Here is a 21,936-nt window from a genome sequence, read left to right on the forward strand (position 1 = left end):
ATTATGATAAAAGACTTTTTTAAGATAGTAGTTTTAACAGTATTAGCATCAGCACTTCTTTCATGTGCTACAAAGCAAAAATATATAGATCAACAAAAAGCATGGATTGGTAAAAATATCTATTCCTATACCCAAGAATTCGGCATGCCTAACAATGTAATTCAAGTCTCACCAGATCCTGATATCGAGACTTATGTATATGTACGCAAAGCGGTTAATCCAAATACTCCTGCTTATGCTGGAAGCCCAATGAATAGCTTAATAATGGCAAACAGAAATCCTCATTTTGTTCAATTTGGGGCTTTAATGTGCACGACTTGGGTTTCATATAACAAAAATACTAAGCTGATCATAAACATAACATTCCGCGGTAACTACTGCGCTATCAACTAGCATCAAACAGGAAGATTTAATGAATATTAAACAGACTTCAACACCTCTAGTTACCGGACTTGTATCTGCCTCTATATGTTTCAGTTTTGGATTTTTTTCAAATGTTTTTAAATACAATGGATTAGAGTTTTTTTATGCCTATATAGCATTTTTAGTGCTACTATGCTACCCAATGAACCTAATAGCAATATATTTTCAAAAAGCTTATCCTGACTTAAATTTACATAGTAAATTAGTTTATAAAATTACTGGCAGCTCTAAATTTAGACCTATCAGTATCTTATTAACCGGTATAATGATTATTCTTGTAGCTCTTGTTATGTTTAATATGTCTACTTATGTTTTAGATTTTTTTGATAATATACCCGCAATAGATAGATTAAGTGACCAGAGCCTTCAGTTTAGTAGTAATTTTCCAATATACACATCTCTACTCGCTGTATTTGCTGCCATTTTTTTGATGTTCATACTTGCTGATAAGCAAAAGATAAACCTGAATGAGACGCTAAAAACCACAGCTCATATATCACTATATTTAGTAACTATTCTAATGTTAATTGTAATATATACACCTCAAGGAATTATTGGAATAAAGGATTTTCTTTTTGATATAAATTATCAAAAAGTTGAGCAGCTTCGCTCCATGTTTGGACTAGCTTTACTTTATGCAATACTAAGCAACCTTATCTCCGTAGCATTTTATAAAAACATTATAAATATTGGTGGCAATGATTTTGGTAAGTTAAAAACCAGTGCCTTTAAAAGTATATTCTACAATATAGTCTTTTCATTTATGATATGTATAACCATATATGCTATATTAGGCGACTATAGAAGTTATCTTCAACCTATAGAGGGTTTACAAATCACGACTATTTTCACAATAGTTAAAATAAACTATCCTATGTATTATCTACTACTTGAAGTAATATTTACTATTCTTAATCTTGTTGTTTTTGTTACATCCTTGAAGTATATTTTCCAAATCGGTACTAAGCTATATACTAAGCTACTAATTCTATTAATTCCTTTTATTATAACTACATTTTTTATAGAGTCAGGTATTGCTTATATTGATTTTTCTAACATGATTGCTCTCCACATCATCATCATTTTCATTTTCCTATTTGATGTATTTATCACTGGCTGGATTTATGATGCACAAAGACTTAGTTACGAGATACTCAAAAATACAAATACTAAATTATCACCTATATTTAATATAACACTAAGAATTCTCATACCATTTATATGCATCATTATAGCTATTGGCTATATATTTTTACCAATGCCTATTCTATGGCAGTTTATAGCAGCTATCGCATGTACTATTGTATATATAGTCAAAGGAAGTGTTTTTAGTAAAATATTTAACAAGAGAAAATTCTAAAATGTTTTTTAATAAAAAAAATAATCAAAATGAGTTAAAAAAAGCTGCAGCTATAGAAGCTGCAAAACATATTAAATCAGAAATTGTTTTAGGAGTTGGTACAGGAAGTACTGTAACTTTTCTGATTGAAGAACTTGTAAATTACAAAGATAAAATAAAATCAGTTGTATCAAGTTCTGAAGATTCTACATCAAAACTTAAAGCATTAGGTTTTGATGTAGTTGATCTTAACTATGCTGGCGAGATTGATTTATATATTGATGGTGCTGATGAGTGTAATAACCACAAAGAACTAATTAAAGGTGGTGGTGCTGCTCTTACGCGTGAGAAAATATGTGTTGCAGCAGCAAAAAAATTCATCTGCATTATTGATGAATCTAAAAAAGTAAATACTCTAGGAAAGTTTATTCTTCCTGTAGAAGTTATCCCAATGGCTAGAAGTTATGTTGCTAGGGAGATAGTTAAGCTAGGTGGTCAACCTGTATATAGAGAACAAACTATTACTGACAATGGTAACGTAATTCTCGATGTATATAATCTAAAAATAGACAACCCTCTAAAGCTTGAAACTGAACTAAATCAAATTACAGGTATTGTAACTAATGGTATCTTTGCCCTTAAACCTGCTGACACTGTAATTATGGCTAAGAAAGATGGTAGTATTGAAAGTTTTTAATTCTTTTATTATGGTAGTGGAATAAACTCTTCCTCATCACCATATACTTTTTTAAACCTGCTATTTTTCCAATCATCTTTTACTTTTTTGATTCTATCTTTATTACTTGAGACAAAATTCCATTCTATAAATCTATGCGAAAGCTTATCTCCACTAATTATAACAATATGAGAATCTAATAAAGCATCTAACTTATAAAGATTTAAACTATCTATTATAAGCATAGTATAACTATTTATTATTTGCTTATTATATTCAACCCTACCCTTAATAACATAAATTGCTAATTCTTCTTCTATAGGAAGATCAATGGAAAGATTTTTAGGAATATTAACCTCAATATATAAAGTTTGACAATATGTTTTAACTGGAGAGCTATATCCATAAGCATCACTAATTAAAAGCTTAAAGCTTACACTACTATTATTGATAAATTTTGGTAATTCATCATTACGATAATTATAGAAAGCAGGTGAAATTTCTTCAAATGCTTCAGGTAAAGCATGCCAAAGTTGAATCCCATGAAGAGTTCGGGTTTTTAACTTTAATTCTTCTCTTTCACGTTCAGAATGCGTTATACCCTTACCAGCTACCATAATATTTATTTCTCCAGGTAATATTGGTTGAGCATTACCTAACGAATCTCGATGGAATATCTCTCCTTCAAACAGATAAGTAACTGTTGCTAAATTAATATGAGGATGAGGTTTAACATTTATGCCATCATCGCCACTTAATAATTCAGTCGGTCCAAAATGATCAAAAAATATCCATGGACCTACCATTCTCTGCTTTGATGTAGGTAAGACTCTTCTAACTTCAAAACACCTAAATTTTTAGTTTTTACATCAATTATATGTTGTATTGCCATGCATATACCTCTTTAAATATAATATATGTTCAAATATGCTAACTAACTATAGTTTCAATAAATTAATTCACCTTTTCTTCAACTGTAGCTCAAGAAGTAACTAATCTTACTAATGAGTTTTTATTATCAATTTCACTCATTACAAAGAAAGTAAATTTTTCCTGAAGTACTTTTATCATTGTGTTTGGTAATGTAGCAAAAATTTAATTGCTCTCTACAGGTTGTAAGAGCATATAACCAGCATTAACTATTCCTTTAGAAAGTTTCTCTGCCATATTATTTGCATGACTTGCTAGATCAAAAAAAAGATTATTAGAAAATAACTCCCTAAATTGAAGTCCTAACACTCTACCTTTTACTAATAGCGCTCCTCTTTGCTTAATATTAAATCCAAACTCTTCAGCTAGATTTTTATTTGGAATAACTATTGCTTCTCCAAATAAAATTCCAGCTTTAGTCCCACCAATCCAAAATATATCTGAAAACTCTGCAATATCAGCTAAACTTAAATCACTATCTTTAGCAGTCAATGCCGCACCCAATCTTGCACCATCAATAAATAATAATAAATTATTTTGTTTACAAACCTCTGATAGCTTCTGTAATTCTTCTTTTGTATATAGTTCCTAATTCTGTTGAGTTAGAAATATATACTAATTTAGGTTTTGCCATATGAGGAGCATGAGAGTTATTTTTAATAACTTCTTTGATATCATTAGATATTAATTTTCCATTATCAGAAAAAAACTGAAATAATCTTATGTCCTGTAGCCTCAATTGCACCAGCCTCACGTAAAGCAATATGCCCACTACTAGCAGAAATTACAGCCTCATATGGATTCAAAATACTTGAAATACATATCAGATTAGCAAGAGTTCCTCCAGCAACAAAATATACCTCTACATTATACTTTATTAAGGTGTTTGCAGATTAACTCCCTTGCCTGACTAGAATATTCATCATTCCCAAAAACACCTCTGTAAGCTATATAGCAAAATATTTCTCATTTGATACAGAAAGTACTCTTGCAGATATCTATAAACAAATTTATACTCAACTTAAATCTCCTTTTGCTGTTGCAGGATGTGTTCAGTTTTCACAAGTGAATGCAGAAGCTATAACTAAAGCACCTATAAATAGTGAAGATATCTTTACAAATAGTCAAAATTATTATGATGAGAAAAAATATGAAGATACAGATGTAAACTTTGCTATTATAGGTGTAGTAAGCAATCCTTATGACAAAAAATTAGAAAAAATTAATCAAGAACTCTCATCTGTTTTATATCACAACCCTTTTGCAAATAAAAATAAGCTATTAACTCACACACATGGACTGATGCTTAATAAATCTATTATTGATATTGAAAAAGTACATCCGCGCAATGCTAAAGAAGTCTTGCACATACAAGATCGATCATTAGTTCGTTATATCAAGCTTAAAGTTTATAAAATAAAAGGACTTACCAAATACGCTTAAACTTATGAATAATAATCTAAGTACTTTTTTTTCGCTCTAAAATAAATTTAAATATAAAAGGGAATAATGCCAATATCAACAAGACTATAATGGCTATTATAAATTTGTAATCAAATAAATTAGCTTGCCCCTGATGAGAACTCTTAAAATGAACTCCAAACCATACATATATAAATGTTATGGGAATAATGCCAATCAAAGTAGTCAAAAAGAAGATACTGTTTTTAACTTTTAAAATTCCTGCCAGAATATTTGGAACAAAAAAAGGAATTGGTAAAATTCTAGAAATCAACAATATAGACACAGGATAATTTTCTACCAAAAATTTAAATCTTGAAACAATCTTAAATCTTGGGTTTGTCTGCACTTCTCCCCAATTGTATTTAATGATTAAAAAAGCCAACATAGCTCCTAATGTAGCTGAGAATAGACAAATAAAAAAGCCCAATATTAACCCAAACAAAAGTCCTGCAAGTATTTTTAAAAATGGTTTGATTGGAATAGAAAAGAACACTGTTAAAATATATATACAAGCATAACTTAAAGACGCAAGTACTATATGGCCATCTATATAAGAACTAGCATCATAGTACGCTGAATTAATCTTATCTATATCTAAATATTTATAACCGTTAAAAATTAAAAACACAAAAATCCCTATACTTAAAAAAAAGAGTAAAAAAAGCCTTTTAACAAGTAAGGGATTTATAAATTTCACAATATTTTATAAAGAAAAAATTTGATTAGAATACTCAATTAAGCTAAAGCAGCTTTAGCTTTTTCAACTACTGCAGCAAATACATCTTTGTTATATACAGCAAGCTCAGCTAATGCTTTTCTATCTAATTCAACACCCGCTTTATTTAAACCGTTGATTAATTTGCTATAGCTAATATCGTGTTGTCTAGCAGCAGCATTGATACGAACAATCCAAAGTGATCTGAATGTTCTTTTCTTAACTTTACGGTCTCTATAAGCATATTGACCCGCTTTAATTACAGCTTGTTTAGCTACTCTATATACTCTTGAACGAGCACCATAATAACCTTTAGCTTGTTTTAAAACCTTCTTATGACGTGCGCGTGCTGTTACGCCTCTTTTTACTCTTGACATGATTTAGTCTCCACTTTAAAAATTGATAAACAAACTTATGCGTAAGGCATTTGTTGAACTAAACTAGCAGTATCAACTTTAGCTACTTGATTCATACCTCTTAAATGACGCTTTCTCTTAGTTGTCATTTTAGTATTGATATGAGCACGATTTGCACAACGGTGCTTGAAACCACCTTTACCAGTCTTTTTAAAGCGCTTAGCAGCACCACTCTTAGTTTTTAACTTAGGCATTTTTAAATACTCCGCATTGTATTAATTGTTATTATTTTGATTTACTACTTTTTCTTTGGTCCTAAAACCATAATCATTTGACGACCTTCCATTTTAGGTTGGTGTTCCACCACACCGTACTCAGCCGCATCAGTTGCCATACGCTGAAGCATTTGCATGCCTAGCTCATTATGTGACATTTCTCTGCCTCTGAATTTTAATGTGACTTTTACTTTATCGCCTTTTTCAAGGAATTTTATCAGGTTGCGTAGTTTTACCTGGTAATCCCCTACATCAGTCACAGGTCTAAGTTTAATCTCTTTGATCTGTGTCTGCTTTTGGTTTTTTTTCGCTTGTGCTTTTTTCTTGCCTTGTTCAAACAAGAACTTACCGTAGTCCATCAAACGACAAACTGGCGGATTAGCATTTACTACCATTTCAACCAAATCAACATTAGCCTCTTCAGCCAATGCTAAAGCTTCGCTGATAGATACAACACCTATTTGCTGACCATCAACACCAACTAGGCGCACCTCTTTAGCTTTAATTTGCTCATTTATAGGTGCTTTTTTATCCGTTGTTTTAATAACTTTTTCCTCCACAGAAATTATTATTTTTTAGCTTCAATTTGTTCATTCAAGAAAGCACAAAAATCACCTATAGACATCTGTCCTAGATCTTCACCATTATGTTTTCTTATTGTAACAATCCCTTGCTCCTGCTCACTTTTACCAAGTATAACAAGGTAAGGCTCGCGCAAAAGAGTATGCTCACGTATTTTAAACCCTATTTTCTCATTTCTCAAGTCTAATTTTGCTCGAATACCATTTTTTTCTAGGGTTTCAAAGACTTTTTGACAGTACTCATCTTGATGATTACTAATACCCATTACAGCAACTTGCACTGGAGTTAACCATAGTGGCATATTTCCTGCATAATGCTCTATTAGTATACCAATAAATCTTTCTAGTGATCCCACAATAGCTCTGTGTAACATTACAGGAACTTGTTTGTTACCATTCCTATCAATATATGTAGCTCCTAATCTATCAGGCATAGAAAAATCTAGCTGTATAGTGCCACATTGCCAACTTCTACCTATAGCATCTTTTAGATGAAACTCAATTTTAGGTCCGTAAAATGCTCCTTCACCTGGTAGTAGCTCATAAGCAACTTTGTTAGCATCAAGAGCATTTTTAAGCATTTGCTCAGACTTATCCCAAGTTTCATCGCTCCCTATTCTATTCTCTGGTCTAAGTGCAATTTTGACAGTAAAATCATTAAAACCAAAATCTTTGTATACTTCAAAACATTGTTTGACCATTAGAATCACTTCTTCTTCCACCTGTTCTGGAGCACAAAATATATGTCCATCATCTTGTGTAAAACTTCTAACTCTCATCAAACCATGTAAAGAACCAGAAGGTTCATTTCTATGCACTATACCAAACTCTGCCATTCTAATCGGTAGATCTCGATAACTATGTAATTTAGTATTATAAACTTGTACACAAGTTGGACAATTCATTGGACGAATTGCAAAATCTCTATTTTCAGACTTTGTCGCAAACATATTCTCAGCATACCTTGAAGCATGCCCTGACTTTTCCCATAAGCTAAAATCTGCTATTAATGGAGTACGAATTTCACCACAACCATATTTCTTGTTAGAAGCTCTCATATAATCTTCTACTTCACGCCAAATTCTCACGCCATTATTATGCCAGAATGCAATACCTAGCGAGTCTTCTTGGAAGTGAAATAGATCTAAAGCTTTACCAATTTTTCTATGATCACGTTTCTCTGCTTCTTCTAACATATGCAGATATTGATCTAAATCTTCTTTAGTAGCCCAACAAGTACCATATATTCTTGTGAGCATTTCATTGTTAGAATCGCCTCTCCAGTACGCTCCGGCTAACTTCGTTAACTTAAATGCTTTAATAGCTGCTGTGCTTGGTACATGAGGACCACGACATAGATCACTAAAATCACTTTGAGTATAAATCTTAATTTGTTGATCTGCTGGAATACTATCAATTATATCAACTTTATAATTTTCTCCTTGTTCTTTAAAAAACGCTATAGCATCTTCTTTAGACACAACTCTGTAACTTATAGAAGTCCCTTTTTTAGCAATTTCTTTCATTCTCTTTTCTATGTTTGCTAAATCTGCTTCACCTATAGTCTCTTTAAATGAAAAATCATAGTAGAATCCGTTATCTATAACAGGTCCTATAGTTACTTCAGTATTTGGATATAGCTCTTTAACAGCATTAGCTAAAAGATGAGCACATGAATGCCTTAAAATTTCTAGACCTTCTGTATCTTTTGTAGTTATAAGTCTTAACTCACAATCATGATTTATAACATCTTTTGCATCAAATAACTGATTATCGATATAGGCACCGACTGTTATCTTAGCTAAGCTTGGTGAAATAGATTTTGCTATTTGTAAAGAATTAACACCACTTTCAAATTCTCGTATAGATCCACCTGGAAATTTAATATTTATCATACACACTAAGTCTTATTTATTTAATAAAGTTATCGAAATTTATACAGCGTATATTATATGTTATAGGCTATGTTATGTAAATTATTTATCATTTCAAGCACTATAATATTTAATCTCAAAATATAAAGATATTTCATATAAAAATATTATTAAAATAAAATATCCAATAAAATATAATTATCATCGAGCATAAAATTTAATTACAAGTCAATAGATAGTTTATGAAATCATAAAACATTAAAAAAATATTAAAACAAAGATATATTTTTCTCCCAATCATTATTAACCATACATAAAACAGCTATATTTATTAAATTCTTGTAACCTAAAATTAATGATTTTACTATATTTTGATTTTGTAGAAACAATTGATAAGATTGTAATTGCAGGTATTAATTTTAATATCTGTTTTATTAAAAAATATAGATAAGGAGTCTTATCATGAAACTAAATAAAATCACTTTAGCTACTAGATTAATTTTATTAGCTAGTACCCAAGCATATTCACACGGATATGTTGAAAGCCCTGCTTCTCGTGCCTTACTATGTAAAGAGGGAAAAAATAAAGATTATGGCTCAAGAGCTCAATATGAACCGCAATCAATAGAACAAGTGGATGAACTATTTAACTTAGGTGCTTTAGATAATAATATAGGGAGTGCTGATGTTGCTGGTTTTGAAACATTAGATGAACAGCAACAAAGTCGTTGGGCAAAAACTGTTGTCTAGCCAGGACAGCCATTAAAGATCAAATAGCAATTCACAGCTAATCATAAAAGTAAACATTTCAAGTTTTATATAACTAAACCTAACTGGAACCTAGATAAATTACTTACTCGTGACAGTTTTGAAGAACAGCCTTTGAACTGTTATGATCCACAACCTACATGGATAGCTCCCAATCAACCACCTCAAGATGGCTTAACGTTTACATGTACATTACCAAATAGATCAGGTTATCAAATCATAATGGCTGAGTGGGATGTGGATTATACTAGAATGAGCTTTTATAATCTATTAGACTTAGATTTTACAAATGATAAACCTGCCTGGTACTATTATCCTACCAAATGGTGATATTACTGATCCTAATAATGGCTCAGAGGGATCCAGCATACCAGCATACGATGCTACTAAGTCATATCCTACTACGGGTACCAAAGTAGTATTTGAAAATAAGATATATCAAAATAAATGGTATGTAAATCCAGGTCAGCAACCAGGAGCTGAGCAATGGGGACCTTGGGAGTATATTAAAGATGCAGAACAGCAAACTGCTCCTACAGATAAATTTCCAGTAGAAGCAACTAAATTTACTATAAACCCGTTGAATATCAAAGAAGGTGATAAGATCACGTTATAATTATTCAAAGATGGTACCATGTATGAATATCCTCTACTAACAGTTCCAAAAGCAATAAGTACAAACAACTTATTCATTGAATTAACTAATAAAATAAATACTCTTAGCTCCTCTGATTTAGATAATCAAATAATTGTAGGAGTTAAAAATAATAATAATGAGGTCGTTCCAAACGGTAACTCTCTTTATATTTATCAAACTACTGATAAACCATATAGCCAAATTAGTTTTTACTATCAGCAAGCTAGTCAAAATATTAAAAACGAGCTACACCTAATCGACTTTGAAAATGAGTATTCTATCGATTCTAATGGTAAGCTATATATTAATGCTAAAATAATGTCTCATAGCTCAGCTAATGCCAAAGTATCTGTTGTACTACAAGATGAAAATGGTAATCAAGTTTATAGAAAATCTGATATAGAAATAGCTCCTATGGATACATATGACTTGGCATTACAGCCTGAGAATATCAAATCAGGAAACTATAAACTTATCATCTCTAGTGAAATTACTGGAGCAGAAGCTTGGCAGAAAGATCTAAATATTAAAGTATCTAACTCAACGCAGGATCCAGATAATCCGCCAATTGTTGACAAAGATATAGGTGTAACAATTAATGCCAATACTCCTTTCTATCAAGTCAACTCAGATGACACTGTAACAGCAAGAGCTTGGTCTAGTAGTTTAGGTGATGTTAACCTAGCAAACAATCAAATAACTATCATACCATGGAGTAAGACTACTACAGCCAAAGGAAATGATAGTTCAACGTATGTAAAATGTCCTTTACCTACAAATAACCAGACAAGTGTTACATATTTAGTCAATGGTGACCTAAACAGTATAAATTGTGTAATAAAATAATTTTCTCTTATAATTTCTTATTTATCTGACTACATTTATTAAATTAAGCTAACTATATTTTGGATGAATCATATATCTCTTGTAACTATAATCTAATTTGGTAACTTGATTATGTTAGCCTAATTATTATAATTCACTAGACCAAAATCAAAGTATTATCTATTTAAGCCCAAAAAATCTATTTCAACATACTCGATAACTCTTTTAAGATAAATTTAGTTATTTGAATTATCTAAATCATCACGATATATTACGTGCATTGTCTCTAATGCGTTATTTGTATTATATAGTCCTTGATAAGCATCCATCTTTGCATCACATTTATTATTGTATTTTTTATTACATATATCTAAATAATAAAGACAAAAATCTAATGATATCTTAGTATGTGTTTCATACTCTATACTTTTTTAGGATTGTATATTTTACAGTAATTAAGGTATTTATCCCTCGCATAACTAGATAATGAAAAGAGAAACAAAAATACAAATAAAAAATTTTTATTCAACATGGCTCCTATAATCTTCCGGTGTTAATAATTCTTTTACTTCTTCTTTTCTGCTTACTTCAATATCAAATAACCACCCTTTTATGTAGCATGATTGATTGATCAGTTTTGGATTGTCTATTAGCTCTTTATTTATGCTTACAATTTTTCCAGATAATGGTGCGTAAATATCAGAAGCTGTTTTTACAGATTCAATCACACAAATCTCATCTTCTTTAACATATTCATGATCTAATTTAGGTAAATCAACATAAACGATTTCTCCAAATTCGTTCTGAGAATAATCATCTATACCTACTCTTGCTATATCACCTTTAATTTCAACCCATAAATTAGAATCTGTATATAAGTAGTTTTGATTTATTTCTGCCATAATTCCTCTTCGACAAAACATGTTTATTTTTAGCTAATAGATGATAATAACATAAAAATCCTTTAAAATTAATTTGTTAAATCAAAAGTTAATACGTAGATATTTATGGACTTAAAAGATAAAAATATAATTATTACTGCTGGTGGTACAGGTGGACATATCTACCCTGCACTTGCAGTTGCTGAAATGCTAAGAGAGAATAATGCTAATGTCACGTGGGTTGGTACTCCTAATAACATGGAAGCCAACATTGTACCTGAATATTTTAATATGCAATATATTAAATCTTCTGGTGTTAGAGGCAAAGGACTTAAAAGAAAAGTAGCATTCCCATTTACACTTATATCAAGTACACTAAAAGCGCGTAAGATACTCAAAAAACTAAAAATTGACTTAGTCATAGGTTTTGGCGGTTATGTATCTGGACCTATATGTCTTGCTGCTGTACAAAAGGACATACCTATAATAATCCATGAGCAAAATGCCAAAATAGGTTTAACAAACAGAATATTAGCCAAACTCGCTACAAAAGTATGCCTAGCATTTGATGTGGAAAATATACAAAAAAAACTTTGTACTAAGCAATTAGCTAAAACACAAGTTGTAGGAAATCCTATTCGAAAGGATATTATAGCTCTTAATGATAAAACAAAGAATATAACTGAGAAAGGTGAACTAAAGCTTCTTGTCTTAGGAGGTAGCCAAGGAGCCAAAAGTATAAACAATATTATCCCTGGCCTTATTATCGAAGCTAATAAACAAGGAATAAATCTAAAAATATGGCATCAAACTGGCAAGCTTTCTTTTGAAGAAACTAAAAATAATTATAATCAAGTACCCTCAACTCATATCAAAGATATATCAGCGTATATTACTGATATGACTGACGCTTATGAATGGGCTGACATACTAATTTGTAGAGCAGGAGCTCTAACAGTATCAGAATCAGCCATAGCTGGAGTTCCTGCAATATTTATACCATTACCGTCAGCTGTAGATGATCATCAATTTTTTAACGCACAAAATATGGTAAAAAATAATGCTGGATTTTGTATTAGACAAGATCAAATGACTTTGGAGAATTTAATAGATATAATTAAACCTCTTTATGAAGATAGAGACAAACTTAAAGAAATATCACAAAAAGCAAAAAATACATTGATAAAAGACTCTAGTGAACAGATATTAAAGGCTGTAGAACAAATTTTGAACAAAAAATAAGGATTTAGAAATGAACTTTGATATGTCAAAGCTAATGCAACAAGCGCAAAAAATGCAAGAACAAATGAAAAAAGCTCAACAAGAGCGTGAAAATATGGAAGTAATAGGCGAGTCTGGAGCTGGACTTGTCAGCGTAACAATGACTGGCAAATATGATGTCAAAAAAGTTACTATAGATGATTCTCTAATGTCAGAAGATAAAGAAATGCTAGAAGATTTAATTGCTGCTGCTGTAAATAGTGCAGTTAAAAAAGTAGAAGATAGCTCATCCTCTGCGGATATTGATAAAATGGCGAAAGAAGCTGGTATTGACTTACCTAATGGATTTAATTTTCCTTTTAAATAATGAACAATCAAATTTTCTCTCCCAAAATTACTGCTGTAATAGAATCTTTGCGTAAATTACCAACTATTGGTAAAAAATCGTCTCAAAGACTTGCATTATATTTACTTGATAAATCTCCAGAAACTGCTATTACAATTGCTAACTCTCTGTTAGACGCAGCTGAAAATATTAAAAAATGTAAATATTGCCAATCTCTCACTGAAAAAGATATTTGTAATATCTGTAGTAGCCAAAATAGAGATAAATCTAGATTATGCATAATTGAAAGTATGATAGATTTAATAGCTATTGAAGAAGCAGGCTTTTTCAAAGGAAAATACTTCGTACTAAATGGCAGAATATCTCCGCTTGATGGTATAGGACCAAATGAACTAAAGCTCGATATTTTAGAACAAATAATTATAAATAGAGAAATAAGTGAAATTATATTAGCTATAAGCCCTACTGTAGAAGGAGAAACAACTGCTCACTTTATTTCTCAAATGATTGGTAAGGATATAGAAATCTCTAGAATTGGTTTTGGAGTTCCTTTTGGTGGTGAATTAGAATATTTAGACCAACAAACGTTAATTCACGCTTTTAATGCTAGAACTAATATCAAATAATTTATTTAATATTCTTTCGATATCAACACAAACATCTATTTTTCTGACTAAGCGAATTAATAAGTATAGCTCTCTTCTATTTCTAACTACTACTACACAGGCAAGTTTTGCATGTTTATTGTCTACAAACATCATATCAAAACTTCTGATATTAACTCCTTCTCTTGCGAAGGTAGCTGTTATTTTAGCAATTGCACCTGGAATGTTTTTGAGCATAATAGACAATCTAGCTCTAAAACTAGGATCATCATCAGCATTTGTAAACCAATCAGCATAGATCTGTTTAATTTTGCCATCTTTAATTTTAGAGTATAGCTCATTACAACTTTTTCTATGAACCTCAACATTCCCTTCCTCATTAACGATGCCAACTATTTCATCATTCGGTAATGGCAAGCAACAGTCTGCTATACGTGAATCATCTCCATAACGAATTTGTATTTTAGCCATTGCTGATTTCTTATAGGCACTACGCATATCATTAAAATGCTTAACAATAAAATCAATGAAGTTGTTAGGATCAATTAAACCAAGCCCAGTATCCAAATAGAAACGATTTATAGTATCTATACCTTCATAGTTAAATAAAGCTCCATCAATAATCTCATTCGGAACTTCTTTTAAATCCACACCAAGCAGTCTGAGCTCTCCCTCTACAATATCTTTACCTCTAATATAGTCAATATTTCTATATTGTTGCTTCAAGAAATCTTTGATAGCGGATTTTGCCCTACTAGTCTCAGCGAATTCTAACCAAGCTGGATTAGGATCTGCAACTACAGAGGTAACAATCTCAACATTATCACCTTGTTTTAGACGGTAATTAAGTGGCACTGGCTTTCTATTAACTTTAGCGGATATACACTTATTACCAATATCAGTATGTATAAAATAGGCAAAATCTATACATGTTGAATTAATTGGTAAATCAACGATATCTCCCTGCGGAGTAAATACAAATACATCATTACTAAATATATCTGATTTAACATTTTCCCAAAACTCTACTGAACTAGCAGTATATACGTTTATATCTGATATTTTTTTAAGCCATCTTTGCAATGCTTTATCAGTTTTTTCACCTATTTTATAACTCCAATGAGCTGCAATACCATATTCTGCTTGGCAATCCATATGATCGGTTTTTATCTGTATTTCTAAAGGAATATTATATGGACCTAAAACAACCGTATGGATAGAGCGATAACCATTAGCTTTTGGTGTTGCTATATAGTCTTTGAACCTTTGAGGAATAGGCTTATACAACTCATGAACTTTACCAAGAGCAACATAACAATCAATACGATTTGGAACAATAACTTTATAAGCATACATATCCATTATATCATCAAATGATATTCCCTTTTTACGCATTTTATTATAAATACTATATAAAGTTTTCTTACGTGATTTAATACCATCATCTATAACGATACCACTTAGCTTATCAGCCAAGGCATCTTTAACCTGCTGAAATACTTTTTCTTTATTTTTCTCTACTTTCTTAACTTTTTCTTCCAAAATATGATATCGATATGGATTCATTCCTTCAAATGCAAGAGTCTCTAATTGCTCCTTAAGAGTATTAATACCTAGTCTATGAGCTAATGGAGCAAAGACATCTAAAGTTTCTTTAGATATCCTACGTTTTTTCTCTGGTTTTAGAGGAGCTAAGGTTTGCATATTATGCAATCTATCGGCTAGCTTAATGAAAATCACTCGTACATCTTTAGTCACAGAAAGTAGCATTTTTCGGAAGTTTTCTGCTTGCTGTTCTATCTTATTTTTGTGTCTAATCTGTGTAAGCTTAGTTACACCTTCAACTAGTTCTGCCACCTTATCACCAAAGAGAGTCGCAATATCTTCTGCTGTATGATCAGTATCTTCAACTACGTCGTGCAATAAAGCGGCTATAATGGTATCAACATCCATATGAAGTTCTGCCAATATACAAGCTACAGCTACAGGGTGTGTAAAGTATGGCTCACCAGAGCTTCTAACCTGAGTTTCATGAGCATCCGCACCAAATATAAATACTTGAGCTATCTTAAGTCTTTCCTCTGCAGGTAAGTACTTAGAAATCAATTGATTTAAACTATAAAAACAAAACATATTTAATTAATATTTTTTACTAATATTTAATTAAATAATAAATTGAATTAAAGACCAAAGCAATTTATAACTACTTTGATTTGAAAGAAATTAGATATTTTCTTGAAATAAACGCCATAAATACTATTAGCGCAATATCTATAATAAGTAATGCAGCTGCTAAAGCTGTATTATACTTCTTCTGAGAGAAAACCACGCCCTGTCCAGGTGGTACAACTGTTGTAGGATTATAAGCCATACCATATGTCTTAATAATGCTAGAGTTTATATCTCTTACATTTACCACTGGAATACCTTCTTTCAAAAAGTTAACCGCAACAGAATTCACACTACTATATTCTGGAGGAAGTTTAGCAGTAACACCTGTAGGAAAACTATGTATTTTCAGAACTTGATCATTAGAAGCTAAATTAGTTGCTTTTTTATCAACTTTTGACTTTTTATCAGCTTCTTCAACTTTAACTTTTGGTTGCTTCAAACCTATCGAAGCCATATTACCACCGACATTTATATAGGCTTTTATACTATCATCACCAGCAGATTCTTTGTACATCTCTAAACGTTTTACAACAGATGTATTTGTAGAGTCTTTATATGGAATATTGATTACTTTGAAGTTATTTCTTTTAATTGCATCGTTTAATTTAAGTATAGCTCCTGGAGTCATCCCATAACCATTATCATGAGATCCACCTAGAGTAATTCCTAAAACATCAAAATCAAATATTCCTTTTTCAACCAAATTTTTATATATATCAGGCCATGTAAATCCTGGTCTATTTGCACCAAATTGTGATGCTCCTGCTGAAAATATAATCAAAGGTTTGAGCTTCAGTGTTTTGATAGCTGATAGCATTGCTATATCTAATGCTGGGTAAGATCCCGTCTCTTGTACAGCAACAGTATCCCCCTCTTTTAGATTAAGCTGACTTAACCATTGCACAAAAATAGCTGCCATATTTGGATTTACTGAGGATCTTTTTGCATATAGGTCACCAGAATCTGTAGTTATCTCCGTCATCGACAAACCTATCAATCCAGTACAAGATACATCACCCATTGACTTACATAAATAACCTTTTGACATAAAATATCGTTGTGTTAAGTCAAATGCTTCTTCTGTCAACTCTGCTGCTTGTAACTTTTGTGTATAACCTTTAGTTTCAACAACCAGATTTTTCTCGACTATGTACAAAGATATAATCATAAAAGCACTTAAAAACAATATGATATATCTAGATAAAAATTTACGGTGCCAATACATCGTTTTCATATTATATTCCTACTATTTGAGGTCCAATCAAAACTATTAGTAACAAACGTATAATAATAGAGGCGATTAATAAAGATCCTATTGTTTCTATAAGACCTTGTCTATCTATTGATAAAGTTATAAGTCCTGGAATAATATATCCAATGACCTGAATCTGGTTAGAGTAAAAGCTCGTAGTTAAGTATTGTGAAAACAACATATTACAAACTGTACCTAGTATAAATGATAAAAGAACTGTTATAGCTATCCTTCTTCTACCATAGATAATCATAAATTTTGACATAAACCTAACTATGCCAAATATTATGATCGAAATAATAATAGTTACTAGAATTCTATCAGGAGCACCCATTTCTAGTGCAAAATAACCAGGTACAACCATACCACCAGTAGATAATCCTAACAGTGATACAAAAACTAAACCAACAATAAGACCAATACCTATCGAGAGCGTTAATGGATCCATACTTTCTCCTATTTATTTAAAAACTATAAACCATGTTTTTGTTTGTGACTCTGATCACAATAGTCAACTAAGCTCATACCAATATCTTTAATATTACCAACACCTACCAGCATATATGTATCAGCGGGTTGAGTTACATTAATTTTTTCTAGAATCTCTAACGGCTGCATATCTTCACACACTGTGACTTGAGCTGGCTTAATACCCAAAGATTTAGAATATTTTTTATAAAAAGACACAAACACATCTGTACCTGTACCAATAAGAGTTACCAAATCAGGCTTCTCCCAGTTTAGTATCGCTTCAGCAATCTGCTTAGATCTATCTTCTCTATCGTCTCTACAATTAACAACTAATACTTTTTTATCACAATACTGATATTTGCTGTATAGCTTATCCCATAGCATTTTCGTTGATACAGGATCATTAGCAGCAAAAGCATTAGCAAAATTCATCTCTGAACTATTAATGTCAAAGTTATACTCAGTCATTGCACCAGGATCTGGAGTCGTCTCCCACATGCCTTTAAGAGCGACTTCCCTAGGGATCCCTAAATCATCAGTTACTTTTAGAGCTAAGGCAACATTTATCTTAAATTCAGAATATACAAATTTATTAATTTCATCATCAGAAACCAACTCAGCATCTGCTGCTGTAGCCACAAAAAGCTCTGTTGTTCTATCCTTACAAGCGTACTCAAAAAAATCAATATGTACATTTTCTGCTGTGAAATACTTAGATTTCACAGGAACTGTGCCAGCTAATGCCTTAGCAACATCTCGCTCTGTCGGTCCCATCACATCTAGATGATCTGGGCGAGCATTTGTCAAAACACCATGAGTTGCTTTAATTAATTTCAATTCACATAACGATTGAAGTAACGGTTGAAGAGCCATGCATTCAATTATTATAGCATCCGCTTTCGCACGTCTTGCTTTAAACATTATTTTGACTTGCTCAGCAATATTGCTAAAACCAATTCTAAAAACAGGTGTTTCTGTTCCATCTACATTAATATATCTAGGCAATGTACCAGTAGTTTTTGCTACAGTCCTATAACCTCCAGCCCTAACTCCAGCAGCAATCAATCTTGCAACACTTGATTTACCTCTAGTACCGTTTACATGAATCCTAATAGGAATACTCTTGATACTAACGTTATGTACAATATTTTCTACTATAAGATACAAACATAAAATTACAAATACTATTATGATTAACCAAAAATCCAAAACAGCCACCTCATGCGTAACAAAAATCACTAATAATTATAACATCCATATTATTAAATATATGCAGTAACAATATTAAACTTAATTTTATTTAGACATCTATATACCTTGTCTCTGGCATAAAATATAATATAGGTGCCATGATTATAGAAGCTATGATAAGGAGCCATGCGGGCACCAGTAAACTGCCTGTAGATACAACTAGTAATGTAGCTACGAATGGTATAGTCCCGCCAAAAAAAGAATTACCAATATTATAACTCAGACCATTTCCACTATAGCGGTATTTTGTATTAAAGAGTTCAGGAGCTGCTGCCCCATATGCACCCCATATTGTCATCAAAGGTACGCTTAGAACAATCATTGAGAGAACAAGTGACGCAATGCCCATTCCCATAATCATAAAACTAGGATATGAAAAAATCAGATAAATAATAATAGAGAACTTTATTAATGGTTTTCTACCAAGACAATCACTTAAATATCCCCACAAAGGTGCAGAAAAAGAAAAAATCAGACTAAATATAGTCACTATTGCTAAAGAAAAAAACTCTGAATAATTAAGCTCAATAAAGTAGCTACTCAGATATGAGAGTACCAAGTAATACATAATATTTGCATATGCCGATAAAGCAATCGCAAAAAACAAAGGGGTTTTTTGTATACTAAACATTTCTCTTACTGGCTTTGCTGAAACATCTCCCTGAGCTTCTAACTCCTCAAAAGAATAACTCTCAGGTATTAGCAATCTCATCACTAAAGCAAGTAAAGCAAGAATCAGACCAATTACGTAGCCAATTCTCCACCCCCATAAATCAAGAATTTCTTGACTAAAAACACCAAATAAAATCATCGCAACCAATGATGCCAAAAAAACACCTGTACCAGAAGACATAGTAGCAAAACTTGCAATAAACCCTCGACGATCAGGTTTTGTAGACTCGATCATAAAGACCATAACACCACCATATGATCCTCCGATAGAGAATCCTTGAAGTAATCTCATCAAAACTAGTATAGCAGGAGCTAACATTCCAATAGTCTGATATGTTGGGAGAGTAACAATTACAAACATTGGCAATATCATCATGACTACGGAGATTATCAGTGCTTTCTTACGACCAAACCGATCACCAAAACTACCCATAATAACACTGCCAATTGGCCCCATAAAAAATCCTGCGGCAAAAACCCCAAAAGTCATTAATATAGCAGTATATTTACTAAAATCTGGAAAAAACACGCTAGCAATAACAGGTGTTAGATATGCGAAAAGCATAAAATCATACCATTCAACAATGGTACTTGCTGAAGCAAAAAAAATGTGCCTTTTTGAAAAACGATTCATTTATTATAAAAAATTTATAGAATTAAGAATTATACTTTATATTTAAAAACGAGATATTTCAATCACAAAATTGGTTTTGAAAAATATACACCAGATCAATAATAGGAAAATAATAATTATGGTGCGGACGGGGAGACTCGAACTCCCACGGTTGCCCGCTGGAACCTAAATCCAGTGCGTCTACCAATTTCGCCACGTCCGCAATATTCTGGGGTGATTGATGGGACTTGAACCCACGACAACCGGAATCACAATCCGGGGCTCTACCAACTGAGCTACAACCACCATTACAAATTGCTATATTTTTAACAATGTAATGGCACGTCTGGCAGGATTCGAACCTGCTACCCTCGGCTTAGAAGGCCGATGCTCTATCCAGATGAGCTACAGACGCATCAAAAAATGGTCGGAGCAGAGGGATTTGAACCCCCGACCCTCTGGTCCCAAACCAGATGCGCTACCAAACTGCGCTATGCTCCGACAATCTTAAACTAATGGTGGCCTGAGGCGGAATCGAACCACCGACACGAGGATTTTCAATCCTCTGCTCTACCGACTGAGCTATCAGGCCAATGACATGCATTATACATACACATATATGCTCAAGTCAACACTTTTATATGTATTTTATTACATTTTTTCTTCATAAAATGTTTTTATATTTTTACCATCTGCATAAGCATACAATGTCTGTGCTACTGAAGTAGATCCTGAACAAATATTTCCCTGCTTATCAATAGCTATAAGACCTACATAATCACCATAAACATCACTCTCTGCTATAGATTTATCTACTGCTTGTGATAATGACATTCCATCTTTAACTCTAGTTGCTATTTTTGCCGCTACTGCTTGGTTGATGATATGTTCGCCAATACCCGTACATGATATACCCATATATTCATTAGCAAAATTACCCGCAACAGTTGGACTATCGCCTACTCTACCAGGATATTCAAAGCCTGCCCCCCCAGTTGAAGTAACTGCACAGATCTTACCCTTAGAGTCAAGAGCAACAACTCCTATTGTTCCTGTATAGCCTTTTTTTAGTTGTAAGTATTCTTGGTATCTTTTTTCAGTCATTGGATTATATGTTGGTAACCCCATCACATCATGGGCAAATGTGGTTGCTTGATCTCCACCTAAAATACTATGATGTTGTTGCATTAATTTATTTGCAACTTCTATGGGGTTTTTTATATTTTGAATATTTATCACACCTGCAAATTTTTGTTTTTGGCTATCGATTATAGATGCCGACATTCTAATTTGTCCATCTTGCTGTACCCTTGAACCTGTACCGGCATTAAATATCTCATCATCCTCAAGAAGTTTTGCTGCAAAAACTGCTGCCTCATTTGCATCATCTATATCTTTTAGGTAATTATAGGCTTTTTGTATAATTGGCAATAAATGTTGATGATAATCGCCAAATGATGTGTTTTTATCCTCTCTAGCTCCACACCCACAGTGAATTATAATCTTTTGCATAACAGCTCCAATTTCAAATTAATATTGTGTATCTAAATATGATTATATCTAAGATGCTCAAAATCTCATACAACAAA

General features: G+C 32.1%; 21 protein-coding genes, 5 tRNA genes and 3 pseudogenes. 8 read left to right on the top strand and 21 right to left on the bottom strand.

Annotated features, from left to right (window positions below; all coding sequences use genetic code 11):
- The first annotated feature begins 3 nt into the window (after positions 1–3).
- From FNO12_RS06025 to rpiA, 3 genes are read left to right on the top strand one after another with little or no spacing between them, the layout of a single operon-like run.
- Complete coding sequence (locus FNO12_RS06025; RefSeq protein WP_014715547.1) at positions 4–393, top strand: hypothetical protein; 390 nt, start codon at positions 4–6, stop codon at positions 391–393.
- 19 nt (positions 394–412) lie between these two features.
- Complete coding sequence (locus tag FNO12_RS06030) at positions 413–1,783, top strand: hypothetical protein (RefSeq protein ID WP_014715546.1); 1,371 nt, start codon at positions 413–415, stop codon at positions 1,781–1,783.
- A gap of 1 nt (position 1,784) precedes the next feature.
- Positions 1,785–2,459, top strand: a complete 675-nt coding sequence (rpiA, locus tag FNO12_RS06035; protein WP_014715545.1) for a ribose-5-phosphate isomerase RpiA — start codon at positions 1,785–1,787, stop codon at positions 2,457–2,459.
- 8 nt (positions 2,460–2,467) lie between these two features.
- Here the strand turns inward: rpiA and FNO12_RS06040 are convergent, their stop codons facing one another.
- The 3 genes and pseudogenes from FNO12_RS06040 to FNO12_RS10890 all read right to left on the bottom strand — a co-directional run bounded on the left by FNO12_RS06040 (position 2,468) and on the right by FNO12_RS10890 (position 4,107).
- The gene (locus FNO12_RS06040) at positions 2,468–3,244 is read right to left on the bottom strand and encodes a pirin family protein (RefSeq protein ID WP_014715544.1); all 777 of its coding nucleotides are present in this window, start codon (positions 3,242–3,244) and stop codon (positions 2,468–2,470) included.
- A 289-nt stretch (positions 3,245–3,533) separates the two neighbouring features.
- Positions 3,534–3,890: pseudogene (locus FNO12_RS10885) on the bottom strand (threonine aldolase); the annotation flags it as partial.
- Between the two features lie 19 nt (positions 3,891–3,909).
- Positions 3,910–4,107 (bottom strand): hypothetical protein, encoded by a 198-nt coding sequence (locus FNO12_RS10890; protein ID WP_030005671.1) that lies wholly within the window; start codon positions 4,105–4,107, stop codon positions 3,910–3,912.
- Between the two features lie 326 nt (positions 4,108–4,433).
- On the opposite strand from FNO12_RS10890, the gene FNO12_RS06050 reads away from it, so the two are divergent.
- On the top strand, positions 4,434–4,811 hold the full coding sequence (locus FNO12_RS06050; RefSeq protein ID WP_014715543.1) for a hypothetical protein: 378 nt from the start codon (positions 4,434–4,436) through the stop codon (positions 4,809–4,811).
- A 16-nt stretch (positions 4,812–4,827) separates the two neighbouring features.
- Here the strand turns inward: FNO12_RS06050 and FNO12_RS06055 are convergent, their stop codons facing one another.
- The 5 genes from FNO12_RS06055 to thrS are packed head-to-tail and all read right to left on the bottom strand — an operon-like array spanning position 4,828 to position 8,654.
- Positions 4,828–5,529: a TVP38/TMEM64 family protein gene (locus FNO12_RS06055; RefSeq protein ID WP_174805284.1), complete on the bottom strand. Its 702-nt coding sequence runs from the start codon at positions 5,527–5,529 to the stop codon at positions 4,828–4,830.
- A gap of 38 nt (positions 5,530–5,567) precedes the next feature.
- On the bottom strand, positions 5,568–5,924 hold the full coding sequence (gene rplT, locus FNO12_RS06060) for a 50S ribosomal protein L20 (protein WP_014715541.1): 357 nt from the start codon (positions 5,922–5,924) through the stop codon (positions 5,568–5,570).
- A 35-nt stretch (positions 5,925–5,959) separates the two neighbouring features.
- A complete protein-coding gene (gene rpmI / locus FNO12_RS06065; RefSeq protein WP_003034330.1) occupies positions 5,960–6,157 on the bottom strand; it encodes a 50S ribosomal protein L35 in 198 nt (65 codons plus the stop codon).
- Between the two features lie 44 nt (positions 6,158–6,201).
- Positions 6,202–6,744 (bottom strand): translation initiation factor IF-3, encoded by a 543-nt coding sequence (infC, locus tag FNO12_RS06070; protein ID WP_437438075.1) that lies wholly within the window; start codon positions 6,742–6,744, stop codon positions 6,202–6,204.
- Positions 6,745–6,746: 2 nt separating this feature from the next.
- Positions 6,747–8,654, bottom strand: coding sequence for a threonine--tRNA ligase (gene thrS, locus FNO12_RS06075; protein WP_014715540.1), 1,908 nt, complete (start codon positions 8,652–8,654; stop codon positions 6,747–6,749).
- 441 nt (positions 8,655–9,095) lie between these two features.
- Between thrS and FNO12_RS11585 the strand changes: the two are divergent.
- Positions 9,096–10,884 (top strand): annotated as a pseudogene (locus FNO12_RS11585) (lytic polysaccharide monooxygenase).
- Positions 10,885–11,099: 215 nt separating this feature from the next.
- Here the strand turns inward: FNO12_RS11585 and FNO12_RS06085 are convergent.
- Positions 11,100–11,395, bottom strand: a pseudogene (locus tag FNO12_RS06085) (hypothetical protein).
- Positions 11,385–11,765, bottom strand: coding sequence for a glycine cleavage system protein GcvH (gene gcvH / locus FNO12_RS06090; protein ID WP_014715539.1), 381 nt, complete (start codon positions 11,763–11,765; stop codon positions 11,385–11,387). The pseudogene FNO12_RS06085 and the gene gcvH overlap by 11 nt, the downstream one beginning before the upstream one ends.
- 105 nt (positions 11,766–11,870) lie before the next feature.
- On the opposite strand from gcvH, the gene murG reads away from it, so the two are divergent.
- From murG to recR, 3 genes are read left to right on the top strand one after another with little or no spacing between them, the layout of a single operon-like run.
- On the top strand, positions 11,871–12,986 hold the full coding sequence (gene murG, locus FNO12_RS06095) for an undecaprenyldiphospho-muramoylpentapeptide beta-N-acetylglucosaminyltransferase (protein WP_014715538.1): 1,116 nt from the start codon (positions 11,871–11,873) through the stop codon (positions 12,984–12,986).
- A 10-nt stretch (positions 12,987–12,996) separates the two neighbouring features.
- Entirely contained in the window at positions 12,997–13,332 is a 336-nt protein-coding gene (locus tag FNO12_RS06100) for a YbaB/EbfC family nucleoid-associated protein (protein ID WP_014715537.1), read from the top strand.
- On the top strand, positions 13,332–13,937 hold the full coding sequence (recR, locus tag FNO12_RS06105) for a recombination mediator RecR (protein ID WP_014715536.1): 606 nt from the start codon (positions 13,332–13,334) through the stop codon (positions 13,935–13,937). Before FNO12_RS06100 ends, recR begins: the two co-directional genes overlap by 1 nt.
- Here the strand turns inward: recR and FNO12_RS06110 are convergent.
- From FNO12_RS06110 to FNO12_RS06160, 11 genes are all read right to left on the bottom strand, one after another.
- On the bottom strand, positions 13,899–16,049 hold the full coding sequence (locus FNO12_RS06110; protein WP_014715535.1) for a RelA/SpoT family protein: 2,151 nt from the start codon (positions 16,047–16,049) through the stop codon (positions 13,899–13,901). The genes recR and FNO12_RS06110 overlap by 39 nt on opposite strands.
- Positions 16,050–16,119: 70 nt before the next feature.
- A complete protein-coding gene (gene pgsW, locus FNO12_RS06115; RefSeq protein ID WP_014715534.1) occupies positions 16,120–17,322 on the bottom strand; it encodes a poly-gamma-glutamate system protein in 1,203 nt (400 codons plus the stop codon).
- A 1-nt stretch (position 17,323) separates the two neighbouring features.
- Positions 17,324–17,788: a poly-gamma-glutamate biosynthesis protein PgsC gene (pgsC, locus tag FNO12_RS06120; protein WP_014715533.1), complete on the bottom strand. Its 465-nt coding sequence runs from the start codon at positions 17,786–17,788 to the stop codon at positions 17,324–17,326.
- 23 nt (positions 17,789–17,811) lie between these two features.
- Positions 17,812–19,029 carry a poly-gamma-glutamate synthase PgsB gene (gene pgsB, locus FNO12_RS06125; protein ID WP_094888848.1) on the bottom strand — a complete coding sequence of 406 codons (1,218 nt, stop codon included), beginning with the start codon at positions 19,027–19,029 and terminating at the stop codon, positions 17,812–17,814.
- 82 nt (positions 19,030–19,111) lie between these two features.
- Positions 19,112–20,368 (bottom strand): MFS transporter, encoded by a 1,257-nt coding sequence (locus FNO12_RS06130; protein ID WP_014715531.1) that lies wholly within the window; start codon positions 20,366–20,368, stop codon positions 19,112–19,114.
- 119 nt (positions 20,369–20,487) lie between these two features.
- A tRNA-Leu gene (locus tag FNO12_RS06135) sits at positions 20,488–20,570 on the bottom strand.
- A gap of 7 nt (positions 20,571–20,577) precedes the next feature.
- Positions 20,578–20,653 (bottom strand) — tRNA-His (locus FNO12_RS06140).
- Positions 20,654–20,685: 32 nt separating this feature from the next.
- Positions 20,686–20,762 (bottom strand) — tRNA-Arg (locus FNO12_RS06145).
- A gap of 9 nt (positions 20,763–20,771) precedes the next feature.
- Positions 20,772–20,848 (bottom strand) — tRNA-Pro (locus FNO12_RS06150).
- 15 nt (positions 20,849–20,863) lie between these two features.
- Positions 20,864–20,939, bottom strand: a tRNA-Phe gene (locus FNO12_RS06155).
- 59 nt (positions 20,940–20,998) lie between these two features.
- Positions 20,999–21,859: an isoaspartyl peptidase/L-asparaginase gene (locus FNO12_RS06160; RefSeq protein WP_014715530.1), complete on the bottom strand. Its 861-nt coding sequence runs from the start codon at positions 21,857–21,859 to the stop codon at positions 20,999–21,001.
- Between the last annotated feature and the right edge of the window lie 77 nt (positions 21,860–21,936).

The sequence above is a fragment of the Francisella orientalis FNO12 genome (genome assembly GCF_001042525.2).
GTDB lineage: Bacteria > Pseudomonadota > Gammaproteobacteria > Francisellales > Francisellaceae > Francisella > Francisella orientalis.

Bases quoted from the DNA above. Each gene is read 5' to 3' on its own strand.
- pgsC (WP_014715533.1), bottom strand. From the start codon at position 17,788: ATGGATCCATTAACGCTCTCGATAGGTATTGGTCTTATTGTTGGTTTA.
- FNO12_RS06130 (WP_014715531.1), bottom strand. From the start codon at position 20,368: ATGAATCGTTTTTCAAAAAGGCACATTTTTTTTGCTTCAGCAAGTACC.
- recR (WP_014715536.1), top strand. From the start codon at position 13,332: ATGAACAATCAAATTTTCTCTCCCAAAATTACTGCTGTAATAGAATCT.
- FNO12_RS06110 (WP_014715535.1), bottom strand. From the start codon at position 16,049: ATGTTTTGTTTTTATAGTTTAAATCAATTGATTTCTAAGTACTTACCT.
- FNO12_RS06160 (WP_014715530.1), bottom strand. From the start codon at position 21,859: ATGCAAAAGATTATAATTCACTGTGGGTGTGGAGCTAGAGAGGATAAA.
- rpiA (WP_014715545.1), top strand. From the start codon at position 1,785: ATGTTTTTTAATAAAAAAAATAATCAAAATGAGTTAAAAAAAGCTGCA.
- thrS (WP_014715540.1), bottom strand. From the start codon at position 8,654: ATGATAAATATTAAATTTCCAGGTGGATCTATACGAGAATTTGAAAGT.
- murG (WP_014715538.1), top strand. From the start codon at position 11,871: ATGGACTTAAAAGATAAAAATATAATTATTACTGCTGGTGGTACAGGT.
- gcvH (WP_014715539.1), bottom strand. From the start codon at position 11,765: ATGGCAGAAATAAATCAAAACTACTTATATACAGATTCTAATTTATGG.
- FNO12_RS06030 (WP_014715546.1), top strand. From the start codon at position 413: ATGAATATTAAACAGACTTCAACACCTCTAGTTACCGGACTTGTATCT.
- FNO12_RS06040 (WP_014715544.1), bottom strand. From the start codon at position 3,244: ATGGTAGGTCCATGGATATTTTTTGATCATTTTGGACCGACTGAATTA.
- FNO12_RS06100 (WP_014715537.1), top strand. From the start codon at position 12,997: ATGAACTTTGATATGTCAAAGCTAATGCAACAAGCGCAAAAAATGCAA.
- FNO12_RS06025 (WP_014715547.1), top strand. From the start codon at position 4: ATGATAAAAGACTTTTTTAAGATAGTAGTTTTAACAGTATTAGCATCA.
- rpmI (WP_003034330.1), bottom strand. From the start codon at position 6,157: ATGCCTAAGTTAAAAACTAAGAGTGGTGCTGCTAAGCGCTTTAAAAAG.
- pgsW (WP_014715534.1), bottom strand. From the start codon at position 17,322: ATGAAAACGATGTATTGGCACCGTAAATTTTTATCTAGATATATCATA.
- rplT (WP_014715541.1), bottom strand. From the start codon at position 5,924: ATGTCAAGAGTAAAAAGAGGCGTAACAGCACGCGCACGTCATAAGAAG.